Annotated in this window: 12 protein-coding genes and 1 pseudogene; 7 read left to right on the forward strand and 6 right to left on the reverse strand. The window is 49.7% G+C overall.

What is annotated here, in order from left to right; all coding sequences use genetic code 11:
- Nucleotides 1–5 precede the first annotated feature (5 nt).
- From O71_RS06095 to O71_RS06105, 3 genes are read left to right on the forward strand one after another with little or no spacing between them, the layout of a single operon-like run.
- Nucleotides 6–656 (forward strand): LUD domain-containing protein, encoded by a 651-nt coding sequence (locus O71_RS06095; protein ID WP_007654383.1) that lies wholly within the window; start codon nucleotides 6–8, stop codon nucleotides 654–656.
- Nucleotides 640–1410, forward strand: coding sequence for a UDP-2,3-diacylglucosamine diphosphatase (locus O71_RS06100; protein ID WP_007654384.1), 771 nt, complete (start codon nucleotides 640–642; stop codon nucleotides 1408–1410). The genes O71_RS06095 and O71_RS06100 overlap by 17 nt, the downstream gene beginning before the upstream one ends.
- Nucleotides 1400–2239 carry a hypothetical protein gene (locus O71_RS06105; RefSeq protein ID WP_007654385.1) on the forward strand — a complete coding sequence of 280 codons (840 nt, stop codon included), beginning with the start codon at nucleotides 1400–1402 and terminating at the stop codon, nucleotides 2237–2239. Before O71_RS06100 ends, O71_RS06105 begins: the two co-directional genes overlap by 11 nt.
- Here O71_RS06105 and O71_RS06110 read toward each other — a convergent pair.
- On the reverse strand, nucleotides 2236–2565 hold the full coding sequence (locus O71_RS06110; protein ID WP_007654386.1) for a multidrug efflux SMR transporter: 330 nt from the start codon (nucleotides 2563–2565) through the stop codon (nucleotides 2236–2238). The genes O71_RS06105 and O71_RS06110 overlap by 4 nt on opposite strands.
- Before the next feature lie 84 nt (nucleotides 2566–2649).
- Entirely contained in the window at nucleotides 2650–3528 is an 879-nt protein-coding gene (locus O71_RS06115) for a GNAT family N-acetyltransferase (protein WP_237717727.1), read from the reverse strand.
- Between the two features lie 162 nt (nucleotides 3529–3690).
- Here O71_RS06115 and O71_RS06120 point away from each other — a divergent pair.
- Nucleotides 3691–4853, forward strand: a pseudogene (locus O71_RS06120) (zinc-dependent alcohol dehydrogenase).
- Nucleotides 4854–4917: 64 nt separating this feature from the next.
- Here O71_RS06120 and O71_RS06125 read toward each other — a convergent pair.
- Together O71_RS06125 and O71_RS06130 are read right to left on the reverse strand one after the other, a co-directional pair.
- Nucleotides 4918–5502, reverse strand: coding sequence for a hypothetical protein (locus O71_RS06125; RefSeq protein WP_007654397.1), 585 nt, complete (start codon nucleotides 5500–5502; stop codon nucleotides 4918–4920).
- On the reverse strand, nucleotides 5499–6332 hold the full coding sequence (locus O71_RS06130; protein WP_007654398.1) for a lipopolysaccharide biosynthesis protein: 834 nt from the start codon (nucleotides 6330–6332) through the stop codon (nucleotides 5499–5501). Before O71_RS06130 ends, O71_RS06125 begins: the two co-directional genes overlap by 4 nt.
- Nucleotides 6333–6690: 358 nt before the next feature.
- On the opposite strand from O71_RS06130, the gene ricT reads away from it, so the two are divergent.
- The 3 genes from ricT to O71_RS06145 all read left to right on the forward strand — a co-directional run bounded on the left by ricT (nucleotide 6691) and on the right by O71_RS06145 (nucleotide 9969).
- The gene (ricT, locus tag O71_RS06135; RefSeq protein ID WP_237717728.1) at nucleotides 6691–8202 is read left to right on the forward strand and encodes a regulatory iron-sulfur-containing complex subunit RicT; all 1512 of its coding nucleotides are present in this window, start codon (nucleotides 6691–6693) and stop codon (nucleotides 8200–8202) included.
- The gene (locus O71_RS06140; protein ID WP_007654401.1) at nucleotides 8195–8671 is read left to right on the forward strand and encodes a gliding motility lipoprotein GldH; all 477 of its coding nucleotides are present in this window, start codon (nucleotides 8195–8197) and stop codon (nucleotides 8669–8671) included. Before ricT ends, O71_RS06140 begins: the two co-directional genes overlap by 8 nt.
- A 197-nt stretch (nucleotides 8672–8868) precedes the next feature.
- Nucleotides 8869–9969 carry an endonuclease/exonuclease/phosphatase family protein gene (locus O71_RS06145; protein WP_007654402.1) on the forward strand — a complete coding sequence of 367 codons (1101 nt, stop codon included), beginning with the start codon at nucleotides 8869–8871 and terminating at the stop codon, nucleotides 9967–9969.
- Between the two features lie 72 nt (nucleotides 9970–10041).
- On the opposite strand, the gene O71_RS06150 is transcribed toward O71_RS06145, so the two are convergent.
- Nucleotides 10042–10233 (reverse strand): cold-shock protein, encoded by a 192-nt coding sequence (locus tag O71_RS06150; RefSeq protein WP_007654403.1) that lies wholly within the window; start codon nucleotides 10231–10233, stop codon nucleotides 10042–10044.
- 406 nt (nucleotides 10234–10639) lie between these two features.
- On the reverse strand, nucleotides 10640–10867 hold the full coding sequence (locus tag O71_RS24230; RefSeq protein ID WP_007654407.1) for a hypothetical protein: 228 nt from the start codon (nucleotides 10865–10867) through the stop codon (nucleotides 10640–10642).
- Nucleotides 10868–11056: the final 189 nt, after the last annotated feature.

Here is an 11056-nt window from a genome sequence, read left to right on the forward strand (position 1 = left end):
CAGGCATGTACGAAGCAAAATCGAAAGAAATTGTATTGAGAAGAGTAAGAGAGGCGCTGGCTAAGTCGGCGCCTTTTCTGCCTCCTACCCCAGACTTCAGCTCACCGCTGCACCAGCCACTGGCAGAAGACCACTCCATTGCCTTCGCGCAGGCTTTCATTGCAAACAGTGGCCTTTTTGTATACTGCGAGGACGAGGAAGACTTTTTCGATCAGCTTTTCAATTTGAAAAGAGAACAGCAGATCGAGTACCTGCACGTTTGGGAGCCTAATCTACAGAACATCCTTTACCAGGCAGGTATAGATTTTACTTCGACCGAAGAGGATTTTATACAAAAAGCCCAGGCCAGCCTGACCACCTGTGAGGCATTGATTACCCGCACAGGTAGCATCCTGGTGAGTTCAGGTAATGCCGGTGGCAGACGCCTGAGCATATACCCGGAAACGCACATGGTAGTGGCCAAGGCCAGCCAGCTGGTGCCCGACATAAAAGACGGCCTGCAGCGGGTACGCGACAAGTATAAGGAGAACTTCCCTTCGATGGTATCGCTGGTGAGTGGCCCGAGCCGCACCGCCGATATCGAAAAAACATTGGTAATGGGTGCACACGGCCCAAAACAGCTCGTACTTTTCCTGATAGATGACCTTCCGCATTGACGAACTGGCTCCCGGCCAGAAAGTATATTTCGCCTCTGATTTTCACCTGGGTGTGCCCGACGCCAAGCGTAGTCGCGACCGCGAGAAAAAGATCGTGCGCTGGCTCGACTCTGTAAAGCACGACGCCGCGGCTATCCTGCTACTAGGCGATATATTTGACTTCTGGTTTGAGTACCGCCATGCTATACCGAAGGGTTTTATCAGGCTACAAGGCAAACTGGCCGAACTGACTGATGCAGGTATACCAGTGCTTTTTTTCACGGGGAACCACGACATGTGGATGTTCGACTACTTTCCGGAAGAGCTCAACATTCCCATCATCCGGGAGCCTATTTCAACTAATTTAGGCGGACATAAATTCTACATCGGGCACGGCGACGGTCTTGGACCAGGCGATCATACTTACAAAATGCTCAAGAAAGTGTTCAATAACAAGGCCTGTCAGTGGATGTTTGCCCGCCTGCATCCCAACGCAGGTATAGGCATCGCCAACATGTGGTCACGTAGGAGCCGCATCAGCAATACCAAGGACGACGAAAAGTTTTTTGGAGAAGATGAATGGCTGGTGCAATACTGCAAAGAAGTCGAAAATAAGCAGCATCATGACTTTTACGTATTCGGTCACCGCCACCTGCCACTCGACATGCCTATCAACGGCGGCAGCAGGTATGTAAACCTGGGAGAATGGGTCAATTTTTGCTCTTACGGCGTATATGACGGCAAAGACCTTAAACTCGAGTATTTTGAAAAATAGGCTATACCTGAGCGCAACGCTATACCTGCTTTTGGCAGTACTGGCTATACCTGTACTGGCACAGCAGCCGGACTCATCCGTTATGCTCAACTTTAGCCACAGCCTTGCCATCTCCTCGCCCGCTACCGTGTCAGTTGACCGCAATGGCAGCGTATACCTGATGGACACCGGCCGCAGCCTGTTCATGCTCGACTCCACCGGCAAGCCGGTCAATACCTTTTCGCCACCGAGCCGCGGACGCATCACCGCTGTGGAAGCCTGGAACCCGATGAAGGTTTTTCTTTTTTACGAAGATCGCCAGGAGCTGATGCTGCTCGACCGCTTTATGCGCCCTATTGCTAACACCCGCCTGACAGACTTAGGCTATATGGGAAATGTGCAGGCAGCCACCCTTACCTCCGATGACAGTTTCTGGCTCTTCAACGAGTCAGACTTTACGCTTAGCAAACTGGACCTGCGCTACCAGAAGCCAATTATCGAAACCCCGCTTGACCTGATCCTGGACAAGGCCCGCTTTGATGTGCGCTTCATCCGGGAGTACCAGAACATGGTATACTTGCTCGACTATAATGGCGGTGTGTATGTGTTCGACAACCTGGGGAATTACAAAAAGAAACTGCCTTTTACGGGTGTTTCCTACATTGCCTTCAAAGGCAACGAGCTATATTTCGTAAAAGACAAGGCTCTGCACTTTTTCGACCTTTACAAAATGCAGGAGCGGATGCTGTCTCTTCCCGAAGGCAAGAATTATCTCTCTGCCTTGATCAGTGACAACACGCTATACCTGTTCACCAAAGAGCAGGCTGATGTGTACCGCATAAGTCGTTAATTGCTCTCAGCAAAGTACTTTAGCCCCACCACACCGGCAACAATCATCAACAGGCACAGAATCCGCATCAGGTCTTTGGGCTCGTTCAGGAAAAACATACCTAAAATGGCCGTTCCTGCCGCACCTATACCTGTCCAGATGGCATAAGCCGTACCGAGCGGCAGCGTTTTCATGGCCTGCGCCAATAGCACGAAGCTTAGGATCATCACGATCACCGTCACAACGCTCACCATGGGCTTCGTGAAGCCTTCACTATACTTTAAGCCAAAGGCCCATCCAATTTCGCATATACCAGCCAGAATCAGGTAAAACCAAGCAGTACTCATATCGTTTTGTTTTGAAAGGGCTTTGAACCCCCTATCAGTGAAAAATCAGATGCAAATTAGCCAGATTAAAGGGGATAGCCATACCTATTGCAGAGACAGCAGCATCTCGTGCTGTGTAAGGAAGCGCTTGAGATGAATCCGTTCCAAGAAAGCAGCCAGGGTGGAGCAGGATTTGTCAACATTTAGAAACAAAAGCGCTGGCGCTATAGTCCGCTTCACCGTTTCTCTCACAAGAGCCTTCGCTATTCCTTGATCGCGGTAGCCCTGCTGCACTGCCAGTTGGGCAATAGCACCTGTGCGGGGGAAGAAAGCCACATAACCTATCAGCAGTTCTTCTGAATAAGCTTCTATCACCAGTTTTTCATCAGGACTTCTGCGGAAAGCCTCCATGGTATTTTGCCAGCTTGGTCTGCTTTCATATAGTGCAGTATAGGCTCTCCAGTTTGGCTTCGCTGCCTGTTTTAACTCAATAGCAGGCATTGGCTCTTCGCTTGAAAGCAACAACTCACCTACAGGGCTTCGAAAACAGTCCAGCGCACGGGTTACTCCAAAACCAATGGACTGATATACCTTAAAAGCAGCTGTATTCCCGTCAATCACTTCCAGCAGGCACTGCTCTATGCCACTTTCGCGCAGCTTGGGAAATAGAAAATCATAAAGCTGTTTTGTTAGCTGATGCCCCCGGTGCGCAGGTATAACGCCCGTGCCCGCATTGTAGGCGGTTGGTTTGCCCTGCCACTCTCCCAGTCCCGTCAGTATAAAGCCCACCAGTTGTTCACCATAGAAAGCCCCTACGCAGAAGGTTGCTTCTATACCTTCCCGTTTAAACTTCATGACAAACTCTTTGCGTGTTATTTTGATCGGCACAATATAATCGGCAAAGGCCGCCACAAACGTGTCGTACAGCATCGGAATATCCTGCTCACGCAGAAACGAGAAGGTATAGCGATCAAACATCTCCATTTTTTCACCTAAGATACAACTTGCAAGACTATACGGCATACGCATCAGATGGGTAGCTGACTTATACCTGCAAAAACCCACTGCAACAGCTAACCGTTAAACTTGAGTACTGTAAAGTACAAACGGCTACACAACACTTGTAACACATTTACTAAATAAACTATGAAAGCAGCAGTATTCCACAAAATGAAGGACATACAGGTAGAGACCATCGACGATCCGCGACTTGAAGATGCCCGCGACTGTATCCTTCGTGTAACATCCACAGCCATATGCGGCTCCGACCTACACATATACAACGGCATGGTGCCTCAACTCCGCGATATGGTTATGGGGCATGAGTTTATGGGCATTGTAGAAGAAGTCGGAACAGGCGTAAAGAACCTCAAAAAAGGTGATCGCGTGGTCGTGCCATTTCCCATCTCCTGCGGCACCTGCCACTTCTGCAACATGCAGCTGCCCACGCACTGCGAAAACTCCAATCCGGATCATTATGGCCCTGAAGGCGAAATTGTAATGGCCAAAGGCGCCGGTGCAGCTTTGTTTGGCTATACCGATATCTACGGCGGCTATAATGGCGGACAGGCAGAATACGTGCGCGTCCCTTATGCCGACTACGGACCACGCAAAGTGCCGGACAACCTCACAGACGAGCAGGTGCTTTTCCTGACTGATATTTTTCCGACTGGCTGGGCTGCCATTGACTGGGCACAGTTGAAAGGCGGTGAAACAGTAGCCGTATGGGGATGTGGCCCAGTTGGTATCATGGCCATGAAATCGGCCTGGCTACAGGGCGCTAAACGTGTGATTGGTATCGACATACAGCCATACCGATTGGAAATGGCCCGCAAATCAGCTAATGTAGAAGTGATCAATGCTTCGGAAGTTGATGCGGTGCAGGTGATCCGTGAGATGACCGGTGGCTATGGTGCCGATGTGTGCGTAGATGCGGTAGGTATGGAAGCAGACCGTACCGTACTGGAAAAAGCCATGAACGTAGTCCAAATGGAGAAAGGCACCATGAAGGTGCTCGAAAACTGCATGGACTCTGTGCGACGTGCCGGTACTGTGACGGTGGTTGGTGTATACGGTTCGCCTTATAACAACTTCCCGCTTTACAAATGGTTTGACAAAGGCCTCACTCTACGTGGCGGTCAGGCTGGGTACACCGTTACATTGACAACCTCATTTCAATAGTACAGGATGGCAAAGTGAAGCTCGACGACATTATCACACATACCGTCCCGCTTGCAGAAGCCTCCCGCATGTACGATATCTTCAACAAAAAAGAAGACAATTGCGTGAAGGTGGTGCTGAAGCCGTAGCAGGGACTAATATAAAAGCAGGAACAGGAAGTTAGCGCCATGCTGGCTTCCTGTTTTTTTTAGCTTATACCTGAGCCAGTTTTTTGTACCTGTAAGCTGCCGCTATACCTGTCACTGCCATTACAGTCGTAACAGCGACCTTTACCATCACGTCTACTTCACGGAGCTGATAGGCCAGCACCAGCAGCACAATGGTAGCCAGCAACCACCAGATAGAATAAAACTTCACTAAAGCCAGTTCCCGGTATGCTCTCAGGTAATATCCTGAGTAGCCCATGTACATCAGCGCTGCAAAGGTCGTGTAAGCTGCCATCTGAAATCCGTAAAGTGGCACCAGGATCAGGTTGAGCACAATATTGCCTATACCTGCCACGGTGGAAATACGCCAGAGCTTAGCCGTTTTTTCGTGGAAAGTAAGCAGGTTAATCGCCGCCATATACATCGGCCGGAAGTTATACCCCATCAGGATCACGATTGCCAAGGGATAAGCCTGTTGCAGCTCTTCGTTGCGAATCAGAAAACCAAAGACTTCCTTCATCCAAAGGCTCCCGACAAATGTGGCTGCGAAAAAGATTAGCTGCAAGGTATAGGTCATGTAACGGGCCTGCAGTGCGGCTTCTATACTTTTCGTCTGCGCATAGAGTTTCATATACAGGGTGTCGCTGCCTGCACCACTGCAAAACTGGCCGACGAGAAATAGATGCCGAAATTTGAGGCTACGTTGTAAAGACCAATCCGACCGACAGGTACGTTTAACACATCCAGCACCAGGCGGTCAGATGTATCAAGCATAAAAAAGGAAAAGCCATGCGGCACGGCCGGTAGTGACACCTTGAGACTGTGCCTGATCCGGTACCACTTAAAGTTGAAGATTGGCCAAAGGCCCTGCTTCGCGATAACATAAACACTCACCACAAAACCGACTACAGAGGACAGCAAACTGGCATAAAACCAGCCCATGTACCCCATTTTGAGGCCTGCGATAAAGTAAATAGTCAGGATAACGTTCACTCCTCCCATCAGGAAAGAGCGCAGTGCAATAGGCAATGGACGCTGCGAGTGAAGGCAGTACATGCCCCCAAACAAATCGGTCACTACAAAAAAGAGCAGAGGGGCCCCGGTAAGCAGGGTGATCAGCAACCGGTTATCCTGCGCATCGGCAGGTACCGCCATGTAGATTATCCCCATACAAAGCAGCCCGTACAGGAGTGACCAATATGTCAGAAAACCATAGAGCTGGCGCCAGATCCATTGGAATCGAGTGGGGTGACGCGCAAAGCTACTGTCCATGACCACGGTAAATCCCAGTGACATCATGACCAGAAGAGCACTGTAGTAAGCTGTTATCACCCCCGCCACACCATAATCGGTTGGTGTCAGGTACTGCGTGATCAGTGGCAGGGCCAGCACGCCTGCCAGTCGGGGCAGTTGGGCAGACAGGCCGTAGATCGCAGCATGTGACAGGAGTTTGCGTAGCATTCCCTAAAATTAGGGTATAAATTGTACACAGCCGCAATGGGTATTCGCATTTTCAGAAATAGGCAACTCCAGATCAAAATTTCGCGGTAAAAGCACTAAATTGTGCTCTGCACTGTTTCAGTGCGCAGGTACAATTACCGCTAATTGAGCATAAGCTCAAAAAATTAGTATATTTGTTAATTCAGACAATAAGAAAACAAGAAGCCTCACGGCTATATAGGAGATATAAATAGTGGGATGTAGTTCATGTTCTAGTGGCGGATGCGGCACCAGCGAAAAACCGGGTGGCTGCAAAAGCAACGGCGGCTGTAGCACTGGAGGCTGCAACCGTTTAAATGTGTTCGACTGGCTCAGCGATATGGAAATTCCAACCGCGTTTGAGGAGTTCGACATCGTAGAAATAAGATTCAAGGGAGGACGCAAAGATTTCTTCCGCAATATAAACAGACTCGACCTGACAACCGGAGACCCGGTAGTAGTAGACGTGCCCAACGGGCATCACATCGGCACTGTGTCGCTGAAAGGTGAACTTGTGCGCCTGCAGATGCTCAAAAAGAAGGTAGATAACAACGAGGAAATCCGTACTATCTACCGCATTGCCAATGAGCGCGACCTGGAAAAGCTACGCGAAGTGCAGGAGCAGGAGGCAGCCACTATGTACCGCTCCCGCGAGATCATCCAGCAGACAGGCCTCAAGATGAAGCTTTCGGATGTGGAGTATCAGGCCGACCGCTCTAAAGCGACGTTCTACTACTCTGCCGATGACCGCGTTGACTTCCGTGACCTGATCAAGAAGCTGGCTGAGGAATTTAAGGTGCGCATCGAGATGCGCCAGATCAGTCTGCGTCACGAGGCAGGCCGCCTGGGAGGTATAGGCTCATGCGGACGCGAATTGTGCTGCTCGACCTGGCTTACCGATTTCAAAAGTGTATCCACCACAGCGGCCCGTTACCAGAACCTTTCGCTCAACCCAAGCAAGCTCTCTGGTCAGTGCGGGCGCCTGAAGTGCTGCCTCAACTACGAGCTGGAAACGTACATGGCGGCGCTTAAGGATATACCTACCGTATCGCGTCCGTTGCAGACCAAGCAAGGCGATGCCATGCTGCAGAAAACCGATATCTTCAAAAAGATGATGTGGTTTGGCTACAGAGGCGACAACAATTGGTACCCGGTACCGGTGGAGCGTGTGCAGGAAATACTGAAGATGAACAGCCAGGGTATAGTGCCTGAAATGCTGGTAGAGGAGCCTGTAAACGAGCCGAAGCAGAATGAGTTTGTGGCCCAAGTAGAAGGCAGCCTTGAGCGACTCGACGATAAGTTTAAGAATAAGAAAAAGAAGAAAAAGAAGAAAAAACCTGCCGCTGAAGGTGCAGAGGTCAAACAAGGCCAGCCACGTAATCAGGGTGACGCACGTGAACCTAAAGAGCAGCGTACCCCACGTGAGGATAAAGGACAGCGCGAAGGCAAAGGCCCTCGTGAAGGCCGTGGCCGTGACAGAGGTCCACGTGAGGCCAAGGTGGCTGACCAGCAGGCTAAAGCTACTACAGCTCCTCAAACAGGAGTCACCGAAGCACAGCCATCTGAACAGGGACAGCGGCCTAAAAAGCAGCGCCCGCCACGCAACCGTGGCAATCGCGAAGGACGTGAAAACAGGGAGGAAAGACAGCCAAGAGGAGACGAAAAGCAGCCTCGTGAGCCCAGAGCCGCTCGGGAGGGTGGAGAGCCCAGACAACCGCGTGGCGAAGGCAGACCGGATGGCCAGCCGCCTCAGGGCGATGGCGCATCACAGCAGCCCAGACGTCAGAAATCACGCAGACCAAACCGTGGTCCAAAACCAAACCAACCAAAAACACCTTCGTCTGATGCGTAACATCATGCTAATGCTGGCAGTAGCAATCACCTTTCTACTGACAGCTTGCGACCCCTCACGGGTATATGAGCAGAATATAGAACTGCCTGATAAAAACTGGACAGTGGACAATGCGCCGGTTTTTGAGTTTGCCATTAATGACACGACCAAAAGGTATAACGTGTACTTTAATGTGCGCTACTCACTGGCTTATGACTACTATAACCTATACCTGCAGCACCGCCTGACGGCTCCTGATAGCAGTGAGGTATCGGCAGCGCTGCACGAGCTGCATCTGATGGATGCCAAAACAGGCAAACCTGAAGGAAAAGGTTCGAGCGACATCTACGATATGCAGTCACTTGTGCTAAAGGAGGTTGCGTTCCCACAGGTAGGTACCTACCGCCTGCAGCTGACGCAATACATGCGTCGTGATCCGCTTCCTAACATACTGGCAGTGGGCGTGCGTGTAGAAGAAGTTGCCAATTAGAAACAGGTATGTTTTCTGTAAAAGGGCCGAGGCTAATGTATAGCTTCGGCCCTTTTTCTTTTGCACCGGTTAGCTCCCTATACTTTACAGCGATTACTTTATATCCTAGTAAGAAACCGAAGGTACTTACAACAAAACATTACAGTTGAAAGTATGCAGTATATCTTACTGTACCACCCCTATTAGCTTGCACTTATATGAAGCTCACCCTCCAAATAGCCGGATTCGTTCTGACGCTATTTTCTTTTCTGCCGCTCATTAAGTCCCCCTTGTGGTGGATCAGAGTGCTTGATTTTCCGCGCTTTCACGTGGCCATACTGCTGACAGGTGTGCTAGTGGGCTACATCGCACTGTATGGTGTGACAGGTAGCGCCGGTGAGACTGCTATGCTCGTGCTATGGGGCCTGGCTATTGTCAACGAGATGCGCTTTGTCTATTACTTTACGCCACTCGCTCCCAGAGAAGCACTGCGCACTGAAGTGCAAAAGCCAGCCAACACTATTAGCCTGATGATTTCGAATGTGCGCATGACCAATAAAAAGTATGAGCAGTTCTTGCAGCTCGTACTGCGGACCGACCCTGACATTGTGCTGATCAACGAACCGAACCACGCCTGGCATGAACACCTTCAGCCTGAGTTAGACAAGCGATTCCCCTATGCGATCAAAAAGCCACTGGAGAATACCTACGGCATGCTGCTCTACAGCAAGTTCAAGCTGCTGGATAGTGAGATCCGCTTCATGGTGGAAGACGATATTCCTTCTTTTTATACAGTCGTGGAACTGCCGAGCGGTCTGAAGTTCGACTTATACACGGTGCATCCTCAGCCGCCGCGGCTTATGCAAAACACCGATACCCGGGAAGCAGAACTCCTGATTGCTGCCAAGGCTGTTAAGAAATCACCGCGTCCTTCTATTGTAGCCGGTGATCTGAATGATGTGGCCTGGTCAAGCACCACCAAGCTGTTCAAGCAGATCAGCGGCATGCTGGACCCCCGGGTCGGCCGTGGCTTTTATAACACGTACAATGCTTACGTACCACTATTCCGCTACCCCCTGGACCATGTCTTTTATGATCCCTCGTTCCGGCTCGTGCATATGGAGCGCCTGCCAAAGTTCGGCTCCGATCACTTCCCCATTCTGATCACGCTAAACTATGAACCGAAACATGAAGAGGAACAGCAGCCTCCCAAAGCAGATGCCGAAGACCATGAAGAGGCTAACGAATTGATACAGGAAGGCCTGGAAAAAGGTGAGGAGCGCAGCGAGGAAAAAGAAGCCGAAAACGGGATAAAATAAAAAACCCGCTCAGTAAACTGAGCGGGTCAAAATAGATGAATGCCCTGCCTAAAGGGCTATATGATCTTTAACTTAGATACGCTCTACGTTAATTGCATTCAATCCTTTTTTGCCATCTTTCACTTCGAAAGAAACACGGTCGTTCTCACGGATTTCGTGAACAAGACCAGTCTGGTGAACGAAGATGTCTTGGTTTGTATCGTCAGCAATGATGAATCCGAAGCCTTTCGATACGTTGTAGAATTTTACTTTACCTGTTTGCATGATAAATAATTGTTAATAATGGAAGCAAAGGTAAAAAATAAGTTCTTATAAATAACCAAATTCAGAAAAATATAATAAGCCAATCTGAATCAGAAACATAGCTGATCTTCCTGGTCCCACATGCCCCATCGGCGCATGTGCATGCGGTGAGTCTTTTCGGATACTCTCTGCTATCATGCCCAATAACCCTCCTACACGAGGTTCGTATAGCTAAAACGTTCAGTTACACTAAGTAAAAAGGTCTAATTACCATTTTTTTGCTTCACACTGAACAAGCGAATTGCCACTTCCCTGACACCTGGTGCCAGGCTGTGGCAATGAGATGTACTAATGGGTTTTTACCATTCCAAATTAATCTATAACTATAAACTGAGGAGATCAGAACTATGAAAGAAAACGAAAAAAATCAATCATCCAGCCAGTCTGGAAGCATGTCGAGTGGCATGTCATCGGGTAGCTCCAGCCAAAGCGGCTCCAATATGGGATCATCAAACCAAGGAAGTTCCGGCACAAGCGCATCATCCTCTTCAGGCTCTAATCCTACTTCCAAGAGCAGCAGCAGCAAGTCGTCCTCTTCTGAAAGCAAGACAGCATCAGGCACCAAAGCCAAGTCAGGCTCTAAAACTTCTGCCAAGTCTTCCGATTCTAAATCAGCTAAATCTTCTACTTCTAAAAGCGGCAAAAGCAGCGACTCAGGTAGCAGCAGCTCAATGGGCAGTAGCTCATCTATGGGTAGCAGCGACCAGAACTATGGCAGTCTGAGTGGTTCGCAGCAAAGCAACCAGGGCTCAGGCAGCATGGGTGGTCAGCAAGGCGGCATGGG

Origin of the sequence: Pontibacter sp. BAB1700 (assembly GCF_000277005.1) — a bacterium.
GTDB classification, from domain to species: Bacteria; Bacteroidota; Bacteroidia; order Cytophagales; family Hymenobacteraceae; genus Pontibacter; species Pontibacter lucknowensis.